The following is a 26,057-nucleotide window of genomic DNA, read 5'->3' as shown; positions in this document are numbered from 1 at the left end:
CGGATGGACATAGTCATCAGCCTCGCGGGCCTCATCGGGTTCGTGGCTCTTACCGCAGGTACCGCGTTGTTCGTGGCAGCCGAATTCTCTTTGACAGCTCTCGAGAAGAGCACGGTCGACTCGTCCGTAAGCACCGTCGGGGATGCGCGCTCACGTCAGGTCCAACGTGCACACCGAACGCTGTCGTTCCAGCTCTCCGGGGCCCAGCTCGGAATCACCATCACCACACTCATCACCGGCTATCTCGCCGAACCTGTCCTCGCCGGCTTCTTCGTCCCGGTTCTGACTGCACTGGGTGCATCTACCTCGGTTGCATCTGCTGTGTCGTTGGCCGCGGCGCTGATCATCGCGACATCGTTTTCGATGATCTTCGGTGAACTTGTTCCGAAGAACATCGCAATCGCGATGCCGATGGGAACCGCGAGGGCGACGGCTGGCGCGATGTCCGGGTTCTCGATGGTATTTCGGTGGGCGATCAACGGACTCAACGGCGCTGCCAATTGGTTGGTCCGCAGACTCGGACTCGAACCCGCAGAAGAATTACGCTCGGCAAGATCAGCGAGTGAGCTGGGGTCACTCGTGCGCACGTCTGCGCGGCAAGGATCCCTGGATGAGGGCACGGCCAGACTCGTCGGCCGATCACTGAAGTTCGGCGAGCGATCCGCGGAGGAACTGATGACACCCCGGGTCAAAGTCGAGTCTCTGTCGATATCCGACTCGGTATCCGACCTTATCGAAACTGCAGCTAGAACTGGCTTTTCGCGTTTCCCGGTAGTCGACGGAGACCTCGACGACACTATTGGTGTCGTACACATCAAGCACGCTTTCACAGTGCCGATAGGCAAACGTGCTGGGACTCGCCTTGACTCTCTCGCGCAGGATGTGCCGGTCGTGCCGTCGAGTCTCGACGGTGACTCGGTGATGGAGCGCGTTCGTTCCGACGGCATGCAAGTTGCCCTTGTAGTCGATGAATACGGTGGCACAGCAGGCTTGGTGACCATGGAAGACCTGATCGAAGAGATCATCGGCGACGTCAGGGACGAACATGACGAGCCCGAGATCGACGTCCAGCGGTTCGGGGACAGTTGGCTGTGCTCGGGACTGCTCCGAATCGACGAAGTGGCCGCCGCGACCGGGTACCGGGCGCCGGAAGGCGAGTACGACACCATCGGCGGACTCGTATTGACCGAGCTGGGACGTATTCCTGTCGAAGGCGACCGCGTGATCATGCCCGATCCACCGGAGGAAGACCCTGTCGATACGCACGGTGGATGGGCGGGCCGAGTCACCAGAATGGATGGCAGACGGATCGATCGAGTGATGTTGCAACCGGTCGGCCCCGACGTGATAGAGCAGATCCGATCGGAGGTCAGGGCTCGTGGGTGATTACCTGTCCGTACTTCTCGCCGTCCTCCTCCTCGGCGGCAATGCCTTTTTCGTGGGCGCCGAGTTCTCACTGATTTCGGCGCGCCGTGACCGACTGGAGTCGTTGCTGGCGCAGGGAAAGAAGAAGGCGAAATCGGTAATCGAGGCCAGTCAGAATCTGTCCCTCATGCTTGCCGCGGCACAGCTGGGAATCACGATCTGTTCCATCCTCCTCGGCCGCGTCGGCGAGCCTGCGGTGGCACATCTGATCGAGAAGCCACTCGAACTGGTCGGAATCCCGGAAGGCCTGCTGCACCCGATAGCTTTCGCCATTGCACTGGCGCTGGTCGTGGTGTTGCACATCCTTATCGGCGAAATGGTTCCGAAGAACATCGCGATCGCAGGCCCGGAGAAGACGGCAATGTTGCTCGTCCCGATCCATCTGATGTTCATCAAGCTCGCCAAACCGCTCATCTCGTTTTACAACATGTGTGCCAACCTCACGTTGCGTGCATTGCGCATCGAGCCCAAAGACGAGTTGGATTCGTCTGTGTCCGCCGTCGAGCTCTCACAGATGATCGGCGAGTCACGATCGGAAGGTCTCATCGACGAGGAGGAGCACCGACGCCTCACCCAGGCGCTGGACATCTCCGGGCGCACGGTGGCGGAGGTGCTCATTCCATCCGCCAAGGTCCGCAGCGTGCGTCTCTCCGGCCTCGAACCCGGCTCGGGTCCCACCCTCGGATCCGTCGAAGAGGCGGTGATCGCCACCGGCTTCTCGCGATACCCGGTGCAAGCCGAGGATGGATCGATGGTCGGGTATCTCCATCTGAAGGACGTTCTGAGCTACATGCTCGACGACGCTGCTGGTCCGGAGACGGTCATACCGCGTTCCGAGGTCCGAAGGCTGCCGGTGGTCACCTCCGAGACGATGCTGGACGACGCTTTGACTCGACTTCGGCGGGCCAGCAGCCACTTGGGCGCGGTGAGCGATTCGTCAGGCACGACGATCGGGATCGTGGCACTGGAAGACTTGGTCGAGGAGTTCGTCGGAACCGTCCGTGACGGCACGCACCGGATCGCAGGGCCGTCACCGGGCCAGTCTTTGCCTGCACGTTCCGGTGGCGAGAACTGAAAGATGACGAGCACCGACCGATGATGCAGACCTCAGCGACCGGGATGTCGGTCACGTTGACGGAGCCGGACTGGACCGCCAGACGTGCGGACCACTCGGCTCGGGTGGACCGCTTGATCGGTACATATCTGCACGATCGGGCACAGGGCAATACACATCCGGTGCTCGATTTCTTGTTCACCTACTACAGCTACAAACCCGGCCACCTGAAGCGCTGGAACCCAGGTTTCGAGGTAATCCTGACCGGCGAAGCCGCTCAGGATTACGCGGCGTTCGCGTCCTACGAACCCGTCGACGGACCGGACTCCGGCTATCGGGTACGACGCTCTCTGGTAGAGCAGAGGCGTTCGGCCATCGTGTTCACCCGTGACCTCCTCGAGGCGACCATGACGCGCAAACCCAATCTGGGGTGCTTCGGGCTCCATGAGTGGGCAATGGTCTATCGGGGCGGACAGCCTGCATTGCGGCACGGATCGGTGCCGCTTCGGCTCGGCCACGACGGCACCGATGCGGTGGTGGAGTCGATGAAAATTCGCTGCACACACTACGATGCGTTCAGATTTTTCACCCCAGACGCCGCCACGAAGAATTTTCTCGACCTGTCCCCGACGAGTAGGACCGAACGAGAGCAGCCGGGTTGTGTGCACGCGAGCATGGATCTGTACAAGTGGAGTTACAAACTCTCACCGTTGATCGACTCGGACCTTGTGCTCGACTGCTTCGAACTTGCACTCGATGCACGGGCGATCGATATGCGCGCCAGCCCATACGACCTCTCCGACTATGGCCTATCGCCTATCGCGATCGAAACACCGTCCGGTCGGTCAGAATATGTGCGCGCGCAAACCGACCTGTCGGCCAGGGCTGCCCCTCTCCGCTCGGCGCTGGCGATGCGATGCCAAAATCTACTGGTGAGCGGCGGGTACGGTGGCCGACTTACTGCCAAGTAACATTTAGGCCGATGTCGCTTTACCGCCCTTCTGGGCGCCCAGACCGGAAAGAGTGAGGAATTCATGACTGAGCGAGTTCGTGTCGGTGGTCTTCAAGTCGCCAAGGTGCTGTACGACTTCGTACAGAACGAGGCACTTCCGGGTACAGGTGTGCAATCGGAGGCGTTCTGGTCCGGTGCTGAAGCGGTAATCGCCGATCTCTCCCCCAAGAACAAGGCGCTCCTGGCCGTTCGTGAAGAGATTCAGGGCAAGGTCGACGCCTGGCACGGTGAGCATGCCGGAAACGACTACGACCGTGCGGCGTACAAGACGTTCCTGAAGGAAATCGGCTACCTCGTCGACGAGCCCGCTGACTTCGACATCGCCACCACCGGTGTCGACACGGAAATTACGTCGACGGCCGGACCACAGCTCGTCGTTCCCGTTCTCAACGCGCGATTCGCAATCAACGCATCGAATGCGCGTTGGGGCTCGTTGTACGACGCGTTGTACGGCACAGATGCCATCCCCGAAACGGACGGCGCCGAGAAGGGCACCTCCTACAACAAGGTGCGCGGCGACAAGGTCATCGCCTTTGCGCGCGATTTCCTCGACGAGGCAGCCCCACTGGCGTCCGGGTCACATGTCGGATCGACCGGATACGTCGTCGATGCGGTTTCGTTGACAGTCACCCTCGCCGACGGAACCACCACCGGCCTCGAGGATCCGGCGCAGCTACTCGGATACCACGGGACGCCGGATGCACCCACAGCAATTCTGTTCGTACACAACGGCTTGCATTTCGAGATTCAGATCGACCCTACGAGCCCGATCGGTGCTACCGACGCGGCGGGCGTGAAGGACGTGCTGCTCGAATCGGCAGTCACGACCATCATGGATTTCGAGGACTCGGTCGCAGCCGTGGACGCCGACGACAAGGTTCTCGGCTACCGGAACTGGCTCGGATTGATGAGAGGCGATCTTTCCGAGGATGTTTCCAAGGGTGGGAAGACGTTCACTCGCGTTCTGAACTCTGATCGCACGTACACCGGAGTCGACGGGTCACCTGTCACCCTGCACGGACGCTCACTGTTGTTCGTCCGCAACGTCGGACATCTGATGACCTCGGATGCCATTCTCGACGCCGACGGCAACGAAGTTCCCGAGGGCATCCTCGATGCGCTGTTCACCTCGCTCACCGGAATGCACTCGTTGACCGCAGACAACCTCCTCTCGAACAGCCGAACCGGTTCGCTGTACATCGTCAAGCCGAAGATGCACGGACCCGATGAGGTTGCGTTCACAGCGGAACTCTTCGGCCGCGTCGAGCAGGTGCTCGGGTTGCCGGAGAACACGCTCAAAGTGGGCATCATGGACGAAGAGCGTCGCACCACGGTCAACTTGAAGGCCTCGATCCTGGCAGCCAAGGAGCGGGTCGTTTTCATCAACACCGGCTTCCTCGACCGCACCGGCGACGAGATCCATACCTCGATGGAGGCAGGCGCAATGGTCCCCAAGGGCGAGATGAAGGCCCAGAAGTGGATTTCGGCGTACGAGGACTTCAACGTCGATACGGGCCTCGCGGCAGGAATGAAGGGTAAGGCTCAGATCGGCAAGGGCATGTGGGCAATGCCCGATCTCATGCACGACATGCTCGAGCAGAAGATCAACCACCCGAAGGCCGGCGCCAACACCGCATGGGTTCCCTCCCCCACCGCGGCCACTTTGCACGCATTGCATTACCACAAGGTCGACGTCTTCGCCCGCCAGCTCGAGTTGGCACAGGCCAAGCGCGCGACCGTCGACGAGATCCTCGAGATTCCGCTCGCCCCCGCCACCGACTGGAGCGAAGAGCAGAAGCAGAAGGAAATCGACAACAGTGCACAGTCGATTCTCGGCTACGTCGTGCGGTGGATCGATCACGGAGTCGGTTGCTCCAAGGTGCCCGACATCAACGACATTGCCTTGATGGAAGATCGAGCGACGCTGAGGATTTCGAGCCAGTTCATTGCGAACTGGCTGCGCCACGGCATCGTCACCGAGGATCAAGTCCGTGCGAGCCTCGAACGCATGGCCCCCATCGTCGATCGCCAGAATGCGTCCGACCCTACGTACAAGAACCTGGCTCCGGACTTCGATACCAATATCGCGTTCCAGGCCGCCAGCGAGCTGATTTTTCAAGGGGCCAAGCAGCCGAGCGGATACACCGAGCCGATTCTGCATCGACGCAGACGCGAGTACAAGGCCGCGGGCAACTGACGGTCTCGTAACCTTCGCGCGTGGGTGAACATCGCAACTCCGGTGGGATACGGAGTATCAGCAAAGGCCCAGTGTTCACGGTGGGCGCCATCATTGTGGTGGTGCTCGCCGTGTTCGGGTGGTTCGAATTGCGTGATCGGATAGCCGATCAGGGTGCTGCAGCGGCGGAGACCTGCGTAGAAGGTGCCGAGACTTTGTCGGTCACGGTCGATCCCGATATTGCTTCACAGGTCACCGACCTTGCGACACGGTTCGCCACCACCGGGCCCGTCGTTCGTGATCACTGTATTTCTGTCGCCGTGGAGGTGGCAGATTCGACTGCCATCGCCCGCGCGCTGGCAGCAGGAGAGCAGAGTTGGGAACCCTCTGCACTCGGTCCGATCCCAGCGCTGTGGATACCACGTTCTTCCAACTCGGTCACTGCGCTTCCAGCTGGAACCGTCGACGGGACGCCGAAGACGATTGCCAGCACCCCTGTTGTGCTCGCGAGTCCTCCTCAGTTGACGGCCGCACTGGACGCGAAGGGTGTCGGTTGGGCCGATCTCCCTGCACTGCAAAGCAATCCGGAGTCGTTGCTCGGCCTCACTCTTCCAGGATGGGGTGGGCTACGGTTGCAACTCCCCGTCGGACCGGATTCCGATGCGACGACAGCCGTTCTCGCTGCCGTCGCATCGTCGGCAACGACTTCCTCCGATGTGCCGACGACAACACTGCAACTACCCCTGAAGTCGCCGACGCGGTCTGCGTTGGCCGCCCTGGCGACCACAGATCGGGGGGTTGAGGCGGCGGTACCCGATTCAACGGATATGGCGTTGTCCAGGTTGGCAGGAGGGCTATCACCCGATGCCGACATCCATTCGGTTCCGGTGACCGAACAACAACTCGGCACGTCCGGTCAGAGTGAACTGACGGGATATGCACCACCCGGTTCGACGGTGTCCATCGACTATCCGTCGGTCATCATGTCCGGGCCTTGGATGAACGAGACGCTCAAGCGTGCCGGCGGCCAGTTCGTCGAGTTCATCTTGCAAGCGGAGAACTCGAAGATCTTCACCGACGCGGGATACGACCCCCCTGGATCGTCATCTCTCGGCGCCCCAACCGGACCCGACGTCCGCGCAGCATTGCTCGACGCTGTGACCAATCCTGCAACAGAGCGTCGCTCGACAGTTGTCGTGGATGTATCGACATCGATGGACACCGAAGAAGGTGGTCGATCGCGTCTGCAGAACGTCGCATCTGCACTCACCGCACAGTTCGACGCAGTCATCGATTCGACTGAACTGGGTTTGTGGTCCGACAGCAAGGACCTGGACGAAGACAGTCCGTATCGGATATTGGTTCCCACCGGCACGGTGTCCGAACAGCTTCCTGCCGGTAGCAGACGGCAAGCTCTCATTGCTGCTGCACAGAGCCTGAAACCCGAGAACGTAGCCTCGACCTACCCGTCGATAACCGCGGCATACCGTGCGGCACTCGAAGGTTTCGTCCCGGGACGACCGAACAGCATCGTCCTCGTCACCGACGGCCCGAAGGACGATCCGGCAGAGTCGTCCGAGAGTGTGTTGGCCGATATCACCAAGCTTGTCGATCCGGCCCGACCTGTAGCGGTCGATGTCGTATCGATCGGAACCAATGCCGATACTGAGGCCTTGGAGGCGGTGTCCACGGTTACCGGCGGCACGTTCACCTCTGTTTCGTCGTCGGACGGATCCGACCTAGCTGCACTTCTCGGAAAGTTCTTGTACTGAGACATGACTCGACTTATTGCATTCGGCATCTTCCTCGCGTTGGTATGTCTGGTGATTCATCTCCGTTTCGTGCGGGGTACTCGACTCCCCCGACCCTATTCTTTGGTCGCAGATGCCGTTCTCGCAATCATGTGGGTTCTGGCCCTCGTGGGTATCGGTTCGGGCGAGTTGTTCGATCCGAGTTGGGCTCGCTTGCCAGGATTCCTAGGACTCACCTGGCTTGCTGTGATTCTGTATCTCGTACTGGGCACCCTGCTCGTCGGGGTTGTCACTCTAGGGATCCGGATCGTGTCATCGCTGCGCGGACGCGAGTCCGGTGCTATCCGGTTTCGGGTGAACAGACTTGGTTCTGCACTGGTTGCCGCCGCGTCCGTCGTCGCAGTCGCATATGGAGTATTCGAAGCAAGCGAACCTCGGATAACGAATACGACGGTTGCCCTCGAGCGACTTCCTACGGAATTCGACGGGCTGCGAGTCGCGTTGGTGTCCGATCTCCATGTCGGACCGGCCCGCGGGGAATCCTTCGTTCGAAAGGTCGTCGACGATATCAATGCGCAGGGCCCGGACCTCATCTTGTTGGACGGCGATCTCATCGATGGGACAGTTGATCTCGTCGGCTCCGATCTGGACCCGCTCCGCGAATTGTCGGCGCCGCTCGGCGTCTTCGGAGTTAGTGGCAACCATGAGTTCTACGCCGACGACGGCGGTAAGTGGCTCGACCTATGGTCGACTCTGGGGATCACTGTGTTGCGAAACGACCGCCAGGAAGTGACGCGCGACGGGGTAAGCATCGACATCGCCGGCATCAACGATGCGACAGCACCCGCACCTTACGAACCCGATCTGAGCGCTGCCCTAAAAGGGCGTGAGTCCGATCGATTCGTCCTTCTCCTGGCTCACCAACCCAAGCAGGCAAACGAGGCTTCCGACATGGGAGTCGACATGCAAGTGTCCGGACACACCCACGCGGGTCAGATTTGGCCGCTGCGCTACCTTGTGCCGCTACAGCAGCCGAGCGTCGAGGGACTGGACAGGATCGGCGGCACAACCCTGTTCACCACGCGCGGCGCCGGAGCGTGGGGTCCTCCGGTACGAGTTGCAGCACCGCCGGAAATCTCGATGCTGCAACTCGTCGGGGCATAGATTCAGGCGAAGGCCTCGATTGGCGGGCAAGAGCACACCAGGTTTCGATCTCCGTGTGCCCCATCGATTCTTCGCACTGACGGCCAGACCTTCGCCCTTCCGTTCACTGCGTCGGGGAACACTGCCTCAGCCCTCGAATACGGGTGATTCCATTCACCCACGAGGCTTTTCGCAGTGTGCGGCGCACCGCGAAGTGGGTTGTCTTCCACTGGCCACTCCCCTGCACCGACTCGATCGATCTCAGCGCGGATCGCGATCATGGCGTCACAGAAGGCGTCGATCTCGTCCAAATTTTCACTCTCGGTCGGCTCGACCATCAAAGTGCCCGCGACGGGGAAGCTCATTGTCGGCGCATGGAACCCATAGTCGGCAAGACGCTTGGCGACATCGTCGACCGTGACGCCCGTCGATTTGGTCAATCCTCGAAGATCGAGGATGCACTCGTGCGCGACCATCCCGTTGTCACCGGTGTAGAGAACCGGAAAGTGCTCGTCCAGACGCCGGGCTATGTAGTTTGCCGACGCGATGGCGGTGAGAGTCGCGCGACGCAGCCCCACCGCGCCCATCATGCGGATATACGCCCACGTGATGGTGAGGATCGAAGCACTGCCGAACGGCGCGCCCGATACCGCGGGTCCGCCCCCGAGGTCGGCTCGCAGGGGGTGCCCGGGAAGGTATGGCTGCAGGTGACTGCGTACTCCGATCGGACCGACACCGGGGCCGCCGCCACCGTGCGGAATGCAGAACGTCTTGTGCAGATTCAGATGGCTTACGTCACCACCGAAACGGCCCGGGCGGGCAAGGCCGACAAGAGCATTCAAGTTTGCCCCGTCCACGTACACCTGACCGCCGGCGTCGTGTACGAGTGCGCAGATGTCGTCGATCTCGTGTTCGTAGACGCCGTGGGTGGACGGATAGGTGATCATGATCGCAGCCAACGAACCAGAATGCTGATCGATTTTGGCCCGCAGATCGTCGACGTCGACGTCGCCGTTGCTGCGGCAGGCCACCACGACGACCTTCATACCGACCATGACGGCAGAGGCAGCGTTCGTGCCGTGTGCGCTCGACGGAATCAGGCAGACGTCACGGTGACTGTCTCCCCGCCCGAGGTGATAGTTGCGGATCGCGAGCAATCCTGCATACTCCCCTTGGCTTCCCGCGTTGGGCTGAAGACTGACGGCGTCGTAGCCAGTGATGTCGACCAACCACTTTTCGACATCGGCTATGACAGAACGTATTCCTGCCGTGTCGTCGTCGGGAGCGAAGGGGTGCAACCGTGCGAATTGTGGCCAGGTGATCGACTCCATTTCTGCTGTTGCATTGAGTTTCATCGTGCACGAGCCGAGAGGAATCATGCTTCTGTCGAGCGCGATGTCTTTGTCCGAGAGCATTCGCAGGTAGCGGAGCATCGAGGTCTCGGATCGGTGGCGAGTGAACGCCGGGTGGGTCAAGAACTCGGAAGTTCGCACGAGGTTCGCTGGAATGGACTCGATCGACTCAGAAATGGAGTCACCCGCTTCGAAAGCACTCAGAACTGCGTCGACATGGGCTGTGGTGGTGGCCTCGTCGCAGGACACTCCTACTCTGTCGGCATCGATGTGTCGAAGATTGATACCTGAGCTCTTGGCCGCATCGATGATGCACTGCGCGCGTCCTGGAACTATCGCCGTGACCGTGTCGAAGAAACGGTCCGAAACCAGTTCTATGCCAGAATTCGAAAGGCCGCCGGCAAGCCGTCGTGCGTGCGAATTCACTTGGCGCGCAATCGCTCGCAATCCTTCGCTTCCGTGATAGCTGGCGTACATTGCCGCCACTATCGCCAGCAGAACCTGAGCGGTGCAGATGTTCGAGGTCGCCTTCTCGCGACGGATATGCTGTTCCCTGGTCTGCAGGGCAAGCCGGTAGGCGAGGTCTCCGTCCGCGTCGACGGACACTCCGACCAGGCGGCCTGGAAGCTGCCTCGAATGTTGCGCATGCACTGCGAGATACCCGGCGTGTGGACCGCCGTAACCCATGGGAACTCCGAAACGCTGAGTGGTGCCGAAACATACGTCCGCACCCACTTCCCCGGGAGGGGTGAGCAGAGTCAGCGCCAACAGGTCTGCCCCGATCGCAACGAGAGCACCTGCCTCGTGTGCTCGCGCGATCGTGTCCGTGTGGTCGACCAACGCCCCCGAGGCGCCGGCCGTCTGTGCAAGCACACCGAAGAAGTCACCTTCGGGAAGACCCTTGGCCAGATCGATCGAGACCAAGTCGATGCCCAACGGCTCAGCCCTGGTTTGGAGGATCGCACGAGTCTGCGGGAACACATCGATGTCCACGAGGAAACGCGATGAAGTCGACTTGCGATTAGCCCGGCGAAGAAGCGTCATGGCCTCAGCGGCTGCAGTGGACTCGTCGAGCATCGACGCGTTGGCCACTTCCATTCCGGTCAGATCGGACACCATTGTTTGAAAGTTGAGCAGCGCCTCCAAACGACCTTGACTGATCTCCGGCTGATAGGGCGTATAGGCGGTGTACCACGCTGGGTTTTCGAGTATTCCACGAGTCAACACCGGTGGCGTCAGCGTGTCGTAGTAGCCGAGACCGATCATCGACGTCGCCACTGTGTTGTGTGAGGCAAGGACGGCCAACTCGGCGAGAGCCTGATGTTCACCCACCGGCTCCGGGAGGGTTTCGAGACCGTCGCTGATACCTGAAGACGACGCAGGATCGAGAATTGACTTCGGCACTGCACGGGCTGCCAGCTCGTCCAACGACGCGACGCCCACAACGTGAAGTATTCGTTCGAGTTCGTTACTGTCCGGGCCAATGTGCCGGTCGGCGAACAGCGCCTTTACCGATTTCAGATCAGCTGTGCTAGAAGAACTTTCGATCACGGGGCGCTCCAAGGTGTGCATACGACAGGGCCGGATCCTCCCCCTCTGTCGCGTGCTCACCGAAACGAGCGCCTGAGAGATTCAGCCGATCCGGACTCGAGGAGCTGTCCGAACGTCTTTTCACCTTGGGCGGACGGGTACTCCCATCACTTTCCAGAGACGTCGAAGCTCACACGGTCCGTGTGCCTGAGAGATTGACGGGGAGGTATTGCTCCTTCGGCGTCCGAGACTGGCTGTCCCGGAACTCTCCCGCGCAAGCGCGACGCTCGAAGTCTATCCTGTTTTGCGGCTGGCCCGAGTCTTGCGGCGGGAGGCGAGTTCATCTTCGGGACTCGTCTCGGACTCTCCACCGTCTGCACGCTCGGCTGGGAAGTCGGCGATCAGACCGGTCAGTTCACGCATCGCTCCGTTGACGGCAATGCCGAATACCCCTTGGCCGCCCTGCAGCAAATCGACTACTTCCTCTGCAGACGTGCACTCGTACACAGTGGTGCCGTCGGAGAACAAGGTGATGTTTGCCAAATCTCCGACGCCGCGCTTGCGAAGGTGATCTACCGCTACCCGTATGTTCTGCAGAGAGATACCAGTGTCCAGTAAACGCTTGACGATCTTCAGAACCAGCATGTCCTTGAAGGAGTACAGGCGTTGACTACCGGAACCTGCTGCGCTGCGAATGGACGGTACTACTAGCCCCGTACGAGCCCAGTAGTCGAGTTGACGATAAGTAATGCCCGCGATCTGGCATGCACTCGGAACTCGATAGCCCACCAGTTCGTCTGGAACGGAATCGTCCGGGAACAGCCCCGGCTGAAAGTCGGGCACGAAGGGTGTCGCCGTGACATCTGCCGCAGGCTGCGTCGGCAGATCTGCCTTCGAGGTATCCACCGATTCAGCATCGTCCGGCACAACACTCGCTGAACCGTGGTGGCGTCCCTGCGGCTGATCTTCCACTTACTTGCTCCCTCTTCGGATGTCTCGACGCTGCTGTTCGGACCACGACGATAGCGATCCGACCGGGAAATCATCCCGGTGTACTTCTGCGTGAAATCCACTCCGCGTACCCGGTAAGACTACGCCCCGGCGCGAATCGACGACACACGATCGTCGACTTCTGTACTTCACAACGGGAACGTTAGGGGGCCGAGGAGAGACAATCAACGCAACGCGCCGTAAACCTGAACCTAAAGTTGAGGTTGAGACTCTTCCGTTACCGAATAGAGGACTTCAGCCGTCCGTGGCCTTGAAATCGTCCGGTGAAACCGATTCCAGAAACTCCTTGAACTTCTCGACTTCGTCTTCGCGCTCATCAGGCATCAGGAGCCCTGCTTCGGAGAGGACGGGCTCGTCGGCGAAGATAGGTACGCCCGCCCGCAACGCGATCGCGATGGAGTCCGATGGACGGGCCGAAACTCGGATGTCCTTGTCGAAGACCAAATCCGCATAGAAGGTGCCCTCTTGGAGGTCCACGATGCGAACCTCCTTCAAAGTGTGTCCCAAGGCGCCGATCAAGTCTTTGATCAAGTCGTGCGTCAAGGGTCTGCCCGGTTGCACTCCCTGCTGCTCGAGCACAATGGCAGCAGCTTCGGTCTGCCCGATCCAAATGGGTAGGTACCGCTCCCCATCGGCTTCACGCAGCAACAGGACGGGCTGATTCTGAGGCTGCTCGACACGAATACCGACAACACGCATCTCACTCATTGCCTCTGCCTCCCATATGCGTTGAAAATCGGGCCGCAGGTCTGGGTCCGCCCACTGCAGCCGAGTCTATTGGAATCCACCGCCATGCGGAGGGTGGCCTAGGGATGAACACGAAACGAACCGAACGCTCAGCGATCGAGCGCACCGCGCACCGCGGCTTTGACCAGACAAGTGTGCAGAGTCAGAGACAGCGCAGCGAGCTCTCTGATCATTTCCTCGGCTCGGTCCCGTGCTCCCGCATCTCGGCCCTTCGCAACCGGTCCGGCAATTTGCGCTACCAAACCGGCTTCTCGATCGGCAGCCAGTTTGAAAGCTCGTAGATGCCGAACCTCGAGACCGAATTGCAACATCGCTTTCGCAGTCCTCGCGAGGGTTACCGAGCCCTCGTCGTAGAAGCCGGCTTGACCCGGCGTCAGTAGGCCGCCTCGAATGAGTTCGGTGACGAATGTCTCGTCGACACCCGCTCGCTCCATGAGGTCGGCTTTGCTGACTCTGACCTCACGATCAGCGAGGAACTCCTCAGGCGACACTTCACCGGGAGCGATACTGAGACCGCGCGGCCTACGAGGCGCGTCCTCTGCACGCTCGACGCGTGCGACTCCACTGTCTATGGCTTCGAGCTGCTCTTTGATCACTTTCAGCGGAAGGTACTGATCTCGCTGCGCCGTCAATACGTATCTCAACCGCTCGCAATCAGCGATGGAGAAACGACGGTATCCGGACGCTGTGCGCTCGGGCGAAATCAAACCCTCCGCTTCGAGGAATCGAATCTTCGAAATCGTGACGTCAGGAAAGTCGGGCCGAAGACGATCGAGGACGGAGCCAATCGACATCCCCCCAGGAGACTGCTGCCCGACGGCGGTCACTGGCTGCCCGCACCCGCAGACGATTCGCCGACCTGGGATCCGGCGCCGCCGCGTGGACCGGTCAGGAATACCAGGCGGAACTTACCGATCTGGACCTCGTCACCGTTGGTGAGCACAGCCGAGTCGACAGGCTCGCGGTTGACATAAGTTCCGTTGAGGCTTCCGACGTCGACCACCTGAAACTCGTCCTCGTCCTGACGGAACTCGGCATGACGCCGACTTACAGTGACATCATCGAGGAAGATGTCACTGTCCGGATGACGGCCGGCAGAAGTCGTCGGCTGATCCAGAAGGAATCGAGACCCTGCATTCGGTCCCCTCTTCACAACGAGAAGAGCCGATCCGACGGGCAGGCCTTCCACACCCGACACCGGGGCCTCCGAGGTCTGGCTCGTCGCCGAGTTATCCAGCTCCTGCAGGAAATCCGCACGAAAAACCGAAGTGGTTTCCGCTGGCGACTCTCCGTAGATGCCGTCGTTGTCGTTCTCGCTCACCGTTTCTCCTTCTCAGTCCTCTGCACCCTGGCGACTTACACCACGGTCGACGCAAAATAGTTTGGTTGTTCTGTGTTCCTACGGACCTGCGCCCCGACACGACAACTGCACAACAACGACCGTACCTTGCGGACGGGCATGGGTGTAGACGGTTGCTTCAGCTCGCGTCCGCTAGTTACTCGGTCGTAATGGCAGCATATCCGTCCGCATCGAGCATCTCTGACACTGCCGCGTCCAAGACCTCCGCCGAGGAGACCTCCAGTTCGACCAACCACCCGTCGGTGTAGGGTCCCGAATTCACCTTTTCCGGATCTGCCTCCAGAACTTCGTTGACGGCAATAACTTTGGCGGTCAGGGGTGCGAACACGTCGGACACACTTTTGGTCGACTCGACCTCGCCCATGGAGCTGCCGGCGGTGACTTCCTCGCCGACAGAAGGCAGCTGCACGAACACGACATCACCCAATTGCGCCTGTGCGTAGTCGGTGATACCGACGCGAACACTGGATGGGCCTACTTGCTGCACCCACTCGTGTTCGGGTGTGTAAAACAAATCGGCAGGCAGCTCGATTTCGCTCAACTCGGCAGTCCTTTCGTCTCAGCTCACCGGACGGTGATACGGGGTTTTGCTCGATGAGCGTATTGACGTGATCATGGGTCCCGCAAGGCGGACACGGTGACCTGCTCCGATTGTGAAATCCGGCATTGACCCCCATTCCTGGCTACCGTATCGACCACCCCGCCTGGAATATCCAATGCTGCGGCCAATGTCGCCGGATCTCCGACTGCGGTGTAGACGAACGGAGCACTTACCTTCTGCCCGTCCACGACGACCGCCCCTGCACGTCCCGCAATCCACGAGTCCAAGCCGATACGAACTCCATCGTTGTCGCTGCCGGCGATCTGCACCGTCTCCGCGCCCGCCGCTCGCAGCTCCTGCAATGCGTCCACGAGGACCTCGGAGCCGACGCCGGTGCGAGGGTCTTCCACCGTCATCACGATGCCGGGGCCCGTCGCAGGAACGGTCCCTACCAGTACCGACAAGGCGTCGAGACGCTCGCGCGCCTGCGTGAGTGCGGCACCGGAGCCACCGTCCTCCTGCTGCAGTGTCGACAGGGTGTCCTGTAGTGACGTGATGTCGTCACGGAGCGCAGCTTCTCGACGACCCAGATTGTCCAGAAGAACGAGAAGATCTCCCGGGCGCGCGCTGTCGAGTGAGTTCTCGCTGTCGTTGACGCGAACCTGCGCAGCCAAGCCGATCCCGAGGGCGATCATCAACACGATCGTCAGCGAACCGAACACGATCGTTCTGCGTCTGCGTCGATCACCGTGGAACTCGTGCCTTCCCTCTCGCGCCACGGCGGTCAGGCCCCGAACAGTCGACGGCGCAGGGCTGCTGCATTTCCGAAGATCCGGATTCCCAGAACCACGACTATGGCCGTCGACAGCTGTGTACCCACTCCGAGCTGATCTCCCAGCCACACGATGAGTGCTGCGACGAGAACGTTGAAGACGAACGAGACGACGAAGACCTTGGAATCGAAAATCTCGTCCAGATACGCTCTGAGACCGCCGAAGACCGCATCGAGCGCAGCGACTACGGCGATCGGTAGATATGGAGCGACTGCGCCGGGAATCTGCGGACCCGACACGGTTCCGATCAGGACCCCGATCCCGAGAGCAAGGAAGGCCAGCAAAACCAACCCTCCGCCGCGCCTGCTCACAGCATGTGTGGCGCGGTCGTCGGACACATAATTCGCTGCTGCCCCGTCGTTACGTTCCTGTGTCACCTTCCGCCTTCCTGCTGTGCGCGCCCGGCCGTCCTGATAGCCGCTGCGGGCAGTTCGAGTGAATCCTCGGACCGCACTTCGAACCCGACATCGTAGAGCTGAGTGAGCGCTGACATTCGCAGGTGGGCATCACTTACCGCAAATCGAACCTGGAGCTGCTCGGCCGACCCGATTGCGTTGATCGCGTACGGGGAGAAGACTGGATGATTGTCTACGAGCATGGCACCGCCCGCCTGTCTGATCGTCACGTTCGGGCCGATTCGGATTCCATCGACTGCAATCGCCTCGGCACCACTCGCCCACAATGAATTCACAACCACCTGGAGATCTCGATCCAGCACAGTGGCCGCAGAGTTTCCGCGTTTCTTCTGCGAAACATCGGACAGGTTTGCCGAGGCAGGCGGCTCGGTGACCACGACGGCGATACCTGCACCGGACGAGGTTTCGGCGCCCGCCGCAGACTCGATGTTCATCAGTGAACTCAGGATCGATGCACCATCGTTGTCGCTCTGTAAGACGTTCGACCGGGCCGACTCGACCTCGCCGGCGAGAGTCGACCGTGTTAGTTCCATCGCGTCGGACCGGCTTTCTGCCTCGCGTACCGTCTCCACCAAGTCGTGCGCTTGACCGGACGCGTCCGACCTGAGGACGTCGACTCGGGACAGCGCCACACCGAAAACAATGCCGATGAGAACTACGCCGACGATGGCAAGGACCACATCCATGCGAGTCCGAGTGGATTTCGACGACTTGGTCGCCGATGCGGCTGCATACCCTGGGTCGAGGTGCTCGCTCATCAATGACTTCAGCAATGAAGGCGTCGGGTTGCGTATCGGTGGTTTACGCATCACGAAACACGTTGATTCTGGCTCCTCGGGATCGTCTTCGCCACGATCGATGCTTTGTAGGTGTAGAGCACCCCGGTCCAGGTATAGAGAGCGGTCCCCCAAATGATCAGCGAGTATCCGATCGGTGTGAGCACGTCCGCTACAACCGATTCTCCGGTGGCACCGAGCAGTACAGGCAGGGCGACCATGATCACGAAAGTTGCTGCTTTACCCAGATAGATCACCTCGGGTGGCGGTAGTCCGCGTCGACGGTAGATCAGCAATGTACCCGCGAGGACGACGTCGCGTCCGATCAGAATCGCCGCCACCCACCACGGAATGATCCCACGGGCAACGAATGCAGCGAGAGCACTCACAACCGACAATCGGTCCACCAACGGGTCCAGAAGCGCACCCAGTTGCGATGACTGATCGAGCGCCCGTGCAAGCTTTCCGTCGAGCCAATCGGTTGCACCGCTGAGCAGCAGGACTGTCAGCGCCCATCCGTCTGCTTCAGGAACGAGCAGCAGATAAAGAAACAGTGGAATTGCCAGCAACCGAAGTGTGCTGAGCACGTTCGGCACTGTGAGAACCCGGCTACTGAGATCGGCATCGGAACCCGGATCGCTCACCACCCACACCTCGATCCTTTGTCGTCGACGCCCTGATTGAGGCTGGATTGGTACCCACACGTGGGGTGAAGAGTCAACGCCACGCGAACACCGGTTGCTCGAAGTCTGCCACGCGAGTATGACGCCGATGGAAGACGACTTCGCGGAACTGGTGACCGACTGCACCCGTCGGCGCGTGCACCAGCGAATCTCGGAACGGCCATTGGATGACGGGCCGTTCGGATTCTGGAATCGCCACGAACCTCGGGTCTATATCGATCTCCGAGGCGTCGACCTCGTACACGATCTCTACCTCGACGACGTTCGGCACGACCTGCTTCAACGTATCGCCTACCCACACGACGAACGGCGTGATCACATACCCGGATCGAGTGCTGTAGTCGTCGAGCCGGCCAAGAATATCGTGAGGGGGAACATGCACGTTCAGCTCCTCGCCGAGTTCACGCAGGCAAGCATCCTCGGCCGACTCCCCCGGGTCGATGCCACCTCCTGGCAAGGCGAACTGCCCCGGATGAGCGCGCAGACGCGAGGGACGCATGGTGAGAAGCATCCGTCGTCTGTACGGTTCACCACCGATGGCTATGGCCACTGCCGCCGCTCGCATGTCGCCGACTGCCATCCGCCGAGATTCGAATTCCGATAGCGCGGACACGATCGACGGACGTTCCAGTCGTTCGTCGTCGATCACGACGTAATCCATGTCGGGATGAAATTCGGCAGGCCGGCGTTGCACAGGACTTCGCTGTCGGATCGACCACCGGAAACACCGGAGTGGATACCGAACGCCGCGACGACCTGCGCGTCGAAATCGGGCATCGACAACTCCTCGGTCGGTGTGCGGAACGGTTGCTACATCCTACTCATCGCGCAACGCCGAGCTCTCGCACGAAGACCGGGTCCACAACGACGCGATCGACCCCCCAACCAGTCCAAGGCCTGCGCCCACAACGATTCCGACTGCTGTGCCGGGCGCGCCGCCGACGGCGACGCCGATAGTGATACCTACCCCGGCGCCCATACACAGCCCGACGCCAGGCAACGACTCACCGAGGCGTCGGCCTGATCGACTTGTGCTCATTGCCATATCCCACAATCTTTTTCGATCGCTCGACCGGTCACACTCTGTCTGCATCTTCGGTAGGAAGCTGCACTGTCGGCGGGACCTCGTGCAGGTCAACCGTGTCCGAACCGGTGTGTCCATCGACAGCTGGGACCTCCGATTCGCCGGGCAGCACCGCATCGAGCGCACGTGGTACGAGCCAGCACAGCAACGCACCGAAAAGGACCAGTATGTTGCACCATTGCAAAATTGTCGCTGCGTTGTCGTCGGTGATGACACGGTCGAGCGCTTGCATGTTCATCACGAGACCGTGGAGAAGTATCAGGACCCATAGTCTTCGGAACCGGAAGTAGACCCACGCCGCAGCTGCACCCCAGAGAAATGCCCACACGAACCCGCCGAAGCCGAAGTACACGTAGAGCAGGCCCCGCATGGTGGCAGCGAGAACTATGATCCATCCAATCGGTAGTCGACCCGAAAGAAGGAGAACGGGCAGCGCCGCTAGGAGTGGTTCTTCACGCAACCCGGTGGCCAATGCCGAAGCGACAGCCAACCAGGGTGACGCCACGACCGCCGGCACCGAGAAGTCGAACCGCGCGAGACCTAACTGGGCGAGAACCAACACGACCGCTGATGCACCTGCGATGGCCGCGCACCATGCGATGGACGCATCGAGAGCGGTTCCGCGGCGCTCTGGCAACACTGCGGCGAGAGTGCGTCGCCGCAGGAGGAGTGTCAGCCCGATGGCAATGAACCCCAACGACATCTGGACCGCCAGCGCAACGAGGTCGGCCCGTTGATCCGACACGCTCAGCACCGGGGTCGGCGCGTTGGGCTCCCGCATTCTCCACAGCGCACCCACAATGCTGACCGAGTACAGCAAAAGCCACCCTGTCACCAAACCGAGAACGAGCAGGACGCTGACGATCGACGACGGGTGCATCGTTTGGTTCGAGCGCGACCACACGCTGCTGTTGCCCACCATCTCCGACCACCAGACCTCGAACGCTCATCCGACCGCGATCTGTCTACCACGAGTTCGAGATCGACGGAGACTTCGAACTGGGTGCGGCGATGACCCGAGCGTTCTTCCGAGTATGGGCGGTATCGGACGAATACTTGACTTGTTCAAGAAATGAGAGTCGTATCACAGGTGTGACCTCGAGGCCCAACTACCGGGAGATGTTGCGCGATGCAGAACTTCGCGTCACGCGCCCTCGCATCGAGGTGCTCGACGCGGTGCACACGTACCCGCACTCGGACACCGAATTCATCCATACCGCAGTTCGCGCTGAACTGCCGGTCGTCTCTAGGCAAGCCGTCTACGACGTGCTCAGCGCCTTGACGGCCGCTCAACTCGTTCGCCGCATCCAACCCGCCGGTTCCGTGGCGCGGTACGAGTCCAGAGTCGGCGACAATCACCATCACCTCGTGTGCACCTCGTGCGGGGCCATCTCCGACGTCGATTGCACGGTCGGATCGGCTCCGTGCCTCACCGCGTCCGACACTCGAGGATTCGCGGTCTCCGAAGCCGAGGTCGTGTTCTGGGGCATCTGCCCCGATTGCGCGTCCCCACAGAGTTCACGATCACAATCATGATCGGTTCGATCCGCCAGCCCCGGAAGGAATCTCGTGTCTGAAGACCACACCACTCGCGAAAAAGAGATGAACCAGGACCAGCCCCAAGAGGGAGGCGCCTGCCCAGTACTACATGATCGGCAGCTACACCCGAGTGAGGGTGGGAGCAATCGCGATTGGTGGCCGCAGAGCCTCAATCTTCGGATTCTCAAGAAGAACCCAGCTGTGGGCAACCCGATGGGCGAGAACTTCGATTACGGCACAGAGTTCGCCAAGCTCGATCTCGCCGAGGTCAAGGCTGACCTTGCGGCCTTGATGACGGACTCACAGCCATGGTGGCCTGCGGACTTCGGTCACTACGGACCATTTTTCGTACGTATGGCCTGGCACGCGGCGGGCACGTACCGGATTCAGGACGGACGCGGAGGTGCGGGCGCGGGGATGCAGAGATTCGCTCCGTTGAACAGCTGGCCGGACAACGCAAGTCTCGACAAGGCTCGCAGACTCATCTGGCCTGTCAAGAAGAAGTACGGCAACAAGCTCTCATGGGCCGATCTCATCGTCCTCACCGGAAACGTAGCGATCGAGTCGATGGGGTTGCCGACCTACGGATTCGCCGGCGGCCGCGTCGACGTTTGGGAGCCCGACGAGGACGTCTACTGGGGACCGGAACAGACATGGCTCGGCGACGAGCGCTACACGGGCGAGCGGGAATTGGACAATCCTCTGGCCGCTGTCCAAATGGGTCTGATCTATGTCAACCCCGAGGGCCCGAACGGCGAGCCCGATCCCGCGGGTTCCGCCGTCGACATCCGCGACACGTTCGGCAAGATGGCGATGAACGATATCGAAACCGCTGCGTTGGCAGTCGGCGGCCATACCTTCGGCAAGGTTCATGGTGCAGCCGATCCAGAGCCACACATAGGCCCAGAGCCAGAGGCCGCACCGCTGGAGCAGATGGGTCTCGGCTGGAAGAACAGCTACGGCACGGGCGTCGGTGCAGATGCCATCACCAGTGGCATCGAAGGTACCTGGACACCGACTCCGACGACCTGGGACAACACGTTCCTCGAAACGCTGTACGGCTACGAATGGGAGGTCCACAAGGGTCCGGGTGGTGCATGGCAGTGGCGTCCGAAGGACGGCGCTGCATCCGATCTCGTTCCCGACCCCGCCGACCCTGCCAAACGGCACGCTCCGATGATGCTGACCAGTGACATCGCGATGCGTGTAGACCCGATCTACGAGCAGATCACTCGACGTTGGCTCGATCACCCGGAGGAACTGGCAGAGGAGTTCTCGAAGGTCTGGTTCAAGTTGACCCACCGTGACCTGGGGCCCGTCTCCCGCTACCTCGGTCCAGAAGTTCCGAGCGAGACCCTCCTGTGGCAGGACCCGATCCCGGCGCTCGATCATGAACCGGTCGGCGAAGCAGACATCGCAAAACTCAAGAGCGTCATCCTCGCTTCGGAGCTGACCGGACCACAGTTGATTTCCACCGCGTGGGCTGCAGCGTCGTCGTTTCGGGGCAGTGACAAGCGTGGAGGCGCCAACGGTGGGCGTCTTCGCCTACAGCCACAGGCCGGATGGGAGGTCAACGAACCGGACGAACTGGCAAACGCCATTCGTGTTCTGGAAGGCATCAAGGAGACCTTCGGTGCTGCGGGAACAGCGAAAATTTCCTTCGCCGACCTCGTCGTCCTCGGCGGGTGTGCAGCCGTCGAACGTGCCGCGCAGAGTGCCGGCCACGATGTCACGGTGCCGTTCACTCCCGGGCGTACAGATGCAGCACAGGACCAGACGGACGTCGAGTCGTTCGCCGCTCTCGAACCCAAGTCGGACGGGTTCCGCAACTACGTCGGGAAGGGCCAGAGTCTTCCGGCCGAGTACTCGTTGGTCGACAAAGCGAACCTGTTGACCCTCAGTGCGCCCGAGATGACAGTGCTGGTCGGCGGTCTTCGAGTGCTGGGAGCAAACCACAAGAAGTCCGAACACGGAGTCCTGACGACGCGTCCTGGAACCTTGACCAATGACTTCTTCGTGAATCTTCTCGACATGGGCACAGAGTGGATTCCCACGTCCGAGGAAGGCATCTACGAGGGCAAGGACGCTGCGACGGGAGAAACGAAGTGGTCCGGCACCCGTAACGACCTCGTCTTCGGCTCGAACGCCGAACTGCGCGCACTGGCCGAGGTCTATGCGTCGGACGATGCTCGCGAGAAGTTCGTCCACGACTTCGTCGCCGCGTGGGACAAAGTCATGCAGCTGGATCGCTTCGATCTGGTCTGAGCAGAGAAATCGACCGTCCGGGGCATCGGGTTCACCTGCTGTGCGGACGGCCTGTGCTCTCGCCAATCTCCTCTCGGACGTCAGAGAGGAGATTGGCTTCGGCCGGAAGGGGTAGACAGGACCGATGACCAGTACTCACCTCGTTTCGTCGCCACCCCTACCTGCACCCTGTGGTCCCTTGTCGGCCGGTGTCATGGACTTCATCACCGGCAAGTCGACGGCTGCGCCCCTGACTGCCGGTGGCTTGGAGCCGATGTCTCGGGACCTCCATGTGGCGTTGGCTACGTGCTACGAGTTGCACTACCGAGGCTTCGACGGGGTCGACGACCGCTGGGAATGGGATCCGGAGGTGCTGCGATTCCGCGCAGCCTTGGAAGCGTCGTTCTTGTCGTATCTCCGAGACAGCGTCGAGCCAGGCTACGACGCGATGGCCGAGATGGAGTTCTTGTCCGTTGCGCATTCTTCGGGTAGCGGGCCTTCCTGGTATCTGCGCGACGAAGGTTCGTGGGATCACATGCGCGAGTACTTCGTCCACCGATCGATCTACCACCTCAAGGAAGCCGACCCGCACGCGTGGGCGATCCCTCGGCTACACGGACAGGCAAAAGCCTCGTACGTCGCGGTCGAGTTCGACGAGTACGGCGGCGGGCGCGGCGAGCGAGTACATCAGAAGTTGTGGGCAGATCTCATGGATGCCGCCGACCTGGATTCGACATACCTCGGATATACCGATCGAGCGCCTGCCGAGACGCTCGCCTGGGTCAATTTGATGTCGCTCTTCGGTCTTCACCGGGGACTGCGCGGCGCGACGGTCGGGCACTTCGCTGCCACTGAGATCACTTCCTCGCCCGGGTCACAGCGGCTGGTCACCGGCCTCGAGCGGCTGGGGGCACCGCAGGCCTGCATCGAGTTCTACGCCGAGCACGTCGAGGCAGACGCCGTGCACGAGCAATTATTGCGTCACGACGTCGTCGGTGGCCTCATTCGTACAGAACCCCATCTCGAGTCCGACATCGTCTTCGGGATGCGCGCACTCGATTTCGTCGACGCTGCGCTGGGCGACCGGATGCTGGCAGCGTGGAACTCGGGTTTGTCGAGCCTGATCTGACAAACTTTCCCGAACGCTGCTCAGCTGTGCAGGTTGCCGTCTACGATCCGTTATTGGGTTTGGATAAATCAATCCCCGCACTGGTGGGGCGCACGTCTGACTGGGGGCGGAACAGCTATGTTGTCCGACGTGATCGATGTGACCATCGACTTCGAACATTCGAAAGATCAAGTCTGGGAAATCGTGACTGCGCCGGAATGGTATTCCCGGTTCTTCATGGGGCTCGAGTCCTGCCTGCCTGTTTCGGAGTCGATTCCCGGAGCGTTCATGGCAAGGGCCGACGGCACCGATCACGCCGTGCGGCTCGATCTCGACTACGTGAGAACGACGATGTCGATCACTCATCTCGATTCCGGTGGATTCGTCAATGTCCACCTCACCGAGGGTTCGCCCGGGCGATGTACAGCCGACGTGACCGTGTTCAAAGCATCTTTGAACGGTGCGTACTCGTCTGTTCCCGACCGCAACGGCGTTGTTTGCGATTGGTTGCGAGCAGGGTTCGCACACCTTGCCGACTACCTGGCGGGGAAGCCGACCTCCATTCTTTCCGGTTCGGGTAACTCCAGGACAATGCAACTCGATATCGCCAAGACAATGTACAAAACCGGCGTCATCCGCACCGCACGACCAGATCTCGCATTTCGACAACTGAGTTCGTTGTCCAAATGGGGTTTCACACTGGGCGGCGGTTTCGGCGCAGCCGCAGCGACCTCACCGGACGCGATCGCACTTATCGACGACCGAGGAACCCGGACGTTCGCAGAAGTACATCAACGGTCACACCGCATAGCTGCGGGTTTGTTCGCGATGGGTCTGCGCTCCGGAGACACCGTCGGGGTGCTGGCGCGCAATCACATCGCGATGACCGAATGCACAGTCGCCTGCGGATTACTCGGGGTGGACGTGGTGCTGTTGAACACCGGCCTGGCAGCACGCCAAATCGAGAGTATCGCGGACCACCATCAGCTGAAAGCGCTGTTCGCCGACGACGAGTTCGACTCGATCGTCTCGCATGTGTCCCAGGAAGTGCCGCGAATCAGCCTCTCCTCACGCTCGACCGTCCCTGGAAGGCGCCTGCTCGAGCAGCTGGTGGCGCCCCCGTCCGCGACATTCGCTCGGCCTGAGCATCCGGGAACACTGGTGGTCCTCACCTCTGGAACGAGCGGAACTCCCAAGGGCGCATTCCGCCCCACCGCCAAAGGGTTCGGAACGATTGCGGCGATGTTGTCCAAGATGCCGCTGCAGGTGAACGAGCGCATGATGATTGCCGCCCCACTGTTCCACAGCTGGGGTTTCGCCGCGCTTCAGCTCAGTACACCGCTTCGATCGACGGTTGTGTTGCAGGACAGATTCGAACCCGAATCCTGCTTGCGAGCGATTGCTGAGAATCGTTGTACTTCGCTCATCGCAGTCCCGATCATGCTCCAACGTATCCTCGAGTTGCCGGCGGACGTCCGCGCACGGTACGACACCTCGAGTCTGCGGGTAGTCGCATGCAGTGGATCGGTTCTGGCGGGTTCGATGGTCACTCGCTTCATGGACACATTCGGTGACGTTCTGTACAACTTCTACGGCTCTACAGAGGTGTCGTGGGCAACGGTAGCTGGACCTGCTGATCTCAGAGCTGCTCCTACGACGGCGGGGAAACCGCCACTTGGAACCCTTTTGGCCATTCTCGACGGTGGGGGTCTTCCGGTCCCGCGCGGCTGTGTCGGAAGAATTTTCGTAGGCAACGACATGCTGTTCAACGGATATACCAACGGCGCGACGCCTGCTGTCACAGCAGGCCTCGGGGCGGACACGATGGACACCGGTGATCTGGGTTACCTGGATTGCAATGGCCGGTTGTTCGTCTGCGGCCGGGATGACGAGATGATCATCTCAGGTGGAGAGAACGTTTTTCCTGGTCCTGTCGAGGATGCGATTGCTCATCTTCCTCAGGTCGGCGAGGTCGCAGTGGTAGGTGTGTCGGACAAGGAATACGGTCAGAGGCTTGCCGCATTCGTAGTGATGCGCGGCGCCGCAGGACTGGACGATGACATGGTTCGTCTCTACATCGGAAATCGGCTGAGCCGATTCTCGGTACCTCGCGACGTCACGTTTCTCGACGAGCTTCCGCGCACCGCAACCGGGAAGGTGATCAAACGTCTACTGATTCAGTCATCGCCACAAACTCCGCTCGCAACCTAGCCACCGCGGCACCGTTATTTGGGCGATCAGCCCGTTATCGAACGGGTTCCCTGAGCCCTCG

At 60.8% G+C, this 26,057-nt stretch carries 24 protein-coding genes and 1 riboswitch; of the genes, 10 read left to right on the top strand and 14 right to left on the bottom strand.

From position 1 onward, the window contains the following. Positions 1 to 3 precede the first annotated feature (3 nt). The 6 genes from QMK32_RS17325 to QMK32_RS17300 all read left to right on the top strand — a co-directional run bounded on the left by QMK32_RS17325 (position 4) and on the right by QMK32_RS17300 (position 8,582). The gene (locus QMK32_RS17325; protein WP_283476375.1) at positions 4 to 1,386 is read left to right on the top strand and encodes a hemolysin family protein; all 1,383 of its coding nucleotides are present in this window, start codon (positions 4 to 6) and stop codon (positions 1,384 to 1,386) included. Further along, on the top strand, positions 1,379 to 2,500 hold the full coding sequence (locus QMK32_RS17320; RefSeq protein WP_269305906.1) for a hemolysin family protein: 1,122 nt from the start codon (positions 1,379 to 1,381) through the stop codon (positions 2,498 to 2,500). Before QMK32_RS17325 ends, QMK32_RS17320 begins: the two co-directional genes overlap by 8 nt. Positions 2,501 to 2,520: 20 nt before the next feature. Further along, a complete protein-coding gene (locus QMK32_RS17315; protein ID WP_283476372.1) occupies positions 2,521 to 3,450 on the top strand; it encodes a 3-methyladenine DNA glycosylase in 930 nt (309 codons plus the stop codon). Between the two features lie 63 nt (positions 3,451 to 3,513). Next, positions 3,514 to 5,688 carry a malate synthase G gene (locus QMK32_RS17310; RefSeq protein ID WP_283476371.1) on the top strand — a complete coding sequence of 725 codons (2,175 nt, stop codon included), beginning with the start codon at positions 3,514 to 3,516 and terminating at the stop codon, positions 5,686 to 5,688. A gap of 20 nt (positions 5,689 to 5,708) precedes the next feature. Further along, the gene (locus tag QMK32_RS17305) at positions 5,709 to 7,439 is read left to right on the top strand and encodes a substrate-binding domain-containing protein (RefSeq protein WP_283476369.1); all 1,731 of its coding nucleotides are present in this window, start codon (positions 5,709 to 5,711) and stop codon (positions 7,437 to 7,439) included. A 3-nt stretch (positions 7,440 to 7,442) separates the two neighbouring features. Next, entirely contained in the window at positions 7,443 to 8,582 is a 1,140-nt protein-coding gene (locus QMK32_RS17300) for a metallophosphoesterase (protein ID WP_283476368.1), read from the top strand. Between the two features lie 2 nt (positions 8,583 to 8,584). Here the strand turns inward: QMK32_RS17300 and gcvP are convergent, their stop codons facing one another. The 14 genes from gcvP to QMK32_RS17230 all read right to left on the bottom strand — a co-directional run bounded on the left by gcvP (position 8,585) and on the right by QMK32_RS17230 (position 19,816). After that, the gene (gcvP, locus tag QMK32_RS17295) at positions 8,585 to 11,485 is read right to left on the bottom strand and encodes an aminomethyl-transferring glycine dehydrogenase (protein WP_283476366.1); all 2,901 of its coding nucleotides are present in this window, start codon (positions 11,483 to 11,485) and stop codon (positions 8,585 to 8,587) included. 143 nt (positions 11,486 to 11,628) lie between these two features. After that, a riboswitch (glycine riboswitch) is annotated at positions 11,629 to 11,726 on the bottom strand. Between the two features lie 11 nt (positions 11,727 to 11,737). Continuing rightward, positions 11,738 to 12,328 (bottom strand): MerR family transcriptional regulator, encoded by a 591-nt coding sequence (locus QMK32_RS17290; protein WP_269306098.1) that lies wholly within the window; start codon positions 12,326 to 12,328, stop codon positions 11,738 to 11,740. Positions 12,329 to 12,688: 360 nt separating this feature from the next. Beyond that, positions 12,689 to 13,162: a bifunctional nuclease family protein gene (locus QMK32_RS17285; RefSeq protein WP_269305915.1), complete on the bottom strand. Its 474-nt coding sequence runs from the start codon at positions 13,160 to 13,162 to the stop codon at positions 12,689 to 12,691. 128 nt (positions 13,163 to 13,290) lie between these two features. Next, positions 13,291 to 14,028: a transcriptional regulator FtsR gene (ftsR, locus tag QMK32_RS17280; protein ID WP_269305917.1), complete on the bottom strand. Its 738-nt coding sequence runs from the start codon at positions 14,026 to 14,028 to the stop codon at positions 13,291 to 13,293. After that, positions 14,025 to 14,522: an oxoglutarate dehydrogenase inhibitor Odhl gene (gene odhI, locus QMK32_RS17275; RefSeq protein ID WP_088943866.1), complete on the bottom strand. Its 498-nt coding sequence runs from the start codon at positions 14,520 to 14,522 to the stop codon at positions 14,025 to 14,027. The genes ftsR and odhI overlap by 4 nt, the downstream gene beginning before the upstream one ends. Before the next feature lie 175 nt (positions 14,523 to 14,697). Next, positions 14,698 to 15,102: a glycine cleavage system protein GcvH gene (gene gcvH / locus QMK32_RS17270; RefSeq protein WP_283476363.1), complete on the bottom strand. Its 405-nt coding sequence runs from the start codon at positions 15,100 to 15,102 to the stop codon at positions 14,698 to 14,700. A 71-nt stretch (positions 15,103 to 15,173) separates the two neighbouring features. Then, on the bottom strand, positions 15,174 to 15,881 hold the full coding sequence (locus QMK32_RS17265) for a DUF881 domain-containing protein (RefSeq protein WP_269305923.1): 708 nt from the start codon (positions 15,879 to 15,881) through the stop codon (positions 15,174 to 15,176). Positions 15,882 to 15,886: 5 nt separating this feature from the next. Continuing rightward, positions 15,887 to 16,225 (bottom strand): small basic family protein, encoded by a 339-nt coding sequence (locus tag QMK32_RS17260; protein ID WP_502943671.1) that lies wholly within the window; start codon positions 16,223 to 16,225, stop codon positions 15,887 to 15,889. A gap of 83 nt (positions 16,226 to 16,308) precedes the next feature. Further along, positions 16,309 to 17,160: a DUF881 domain-containing protein gene (locus tag QMK32_RS17255; protein WP_283476362.1), complete on the bottom strand. Its 852-nt coding sequence runs from the start codon at positions 17,158 to 17,160 to the stop codon at positions 16,309 to 16,311. Further along, complete coding sequence (locus QMK32_RS17250) at positions 17,160 to 17,771, bottom strand: CDP-alcohol phosphatidyltransferase family protein (protein WP_502943660.1); 612 nt, start codon at positions 17,769 to 17,771, stop codon at positions 17,160 to 17,162. Before QMK32_RS17250 ends, QMK32_RS17255 begins: the two co-directional genes overlap by 1 nt. Positions 17,772 to 17,844: 73 nt before the next feature. After that, positions 17,845 to 18,459 carry an NUDIX hydrolase gene (locus QMK32_RS17245; protein WP_502943659.1) on the bottom strand — a complete coding sequence of 205 codons (615 nt, stop codon included), beginning with the start codon at positions 18,457 to 18,459 and terminating at the stop codon, positions 17,845 to 17,847. Further along, complete coding sequence (locus QMK32_RS17240) at positions 18,456 to 18,587, bottom strand: hypothetical protein (protein WP_269305928.1); 132 nt, start codon at positions 18,585 to 18,587, stop codon at positions 18,456 to 18,458. The genes QMK32_RS17245 and QMK32_RS17240 overlap by 4 nt, the downstream gene beginning before the upstream one ends. A 40-nt stretch (positions 18,588 to 18,627) precedes the next feature. Further along, on the bottom strand, positions 18,628 to 18,849 hold the full coding sequence (locus tag QMK32_RS17235; RefSeq protein WP_283476358.1) for a hypothetical protein: 222 nt from the start codon (positions 18,847 to 18,849) through the stop codon (positions 18,628 to 18,630). 37 nt (positions 18,850 to 18,886) lie between these two features. Further along, a complete protein-coding gene (locus QMK32_RS17230; protein WP_283476357.1) occupies positions 18,887 to 19,816 on the bottom strand; it encodes a CPBP family intramembrane glutamic endopeptidase in 930 nt (309 codons plus the stop codon). Positions 19,817 to 19,986: 170 nt separating this feature from the next. On the opposite strand from QMK32_RS17230, the gene QMK32_RS17225 reads away from it, so the two are divergent. From QMK32_RS17225 to QMK32_RS17210, 4 genes are all read left to right on the top strand, one after another. Further along, positions 19,987 to 20,430, top strand: a complete 444-nt coding sequence (locus tag QMK32_RS17225; RefSeq protein WP_269305933.1) for a Fur family transcriptional regulator — start codon at positions 19,987 to 19,989, stop codon at positions 20,428 to 20,430. 33 nt (positions 20,431 to 20,463) lie between these two features. Further along, positions 20,464 to 22,698 (top strand): catalase/peroxidase HPI, encoded by a 2,235-nt coding sequence (katG, locus tag QMK32_RS17220; protein ID WP_502943658.1) that lies wholly within the window; start codon positions 20,464 to 20,466, stop codon positions 22,696 to 22,698. Positions 22,699 to 22,822: 124 nt separating this feature from the next. After that, entirely contained in the window at positions 22,823 to 23,806 is a 984-nt protein-coding gene (locus QMK32_RS17215) for an iron-containing redox enzyme family protein (RefSeq protein ID WP_283476356.1), read from the top strand. Positions 23,807 to 23,923: 117 nt separating this feature from the next. Continuing rightward, the gene (locus tag QMK32_RS17210; protein WP_283476354.1) at positions 23,924 to 25,996 is read left to right on the top strand and encodes an AMP-binding protein; all 2,073 of its coding nucleotides are present in this window, start codon (positions 23,924 to 23,926) and stop codon (positions 25,994 to 25,996) included. Positions 25,997 to 26,057: the final 61 nt, after the last annotated feature.

Source organism: Rhodococcus sp. H29-C3 (assembly GCF_030063405.1).
Taxonomy (GTDB): domain Bacteria; phylum Actinomycetota; class Actinomycetes; order Mycobacteriales; family Mycobacteriaceae; genus Rhodococcoides.
Note: the sequence above shows the minus strand (reverse complement) of the source record. Positions and strands in the feature narration are given on the sequence as shown.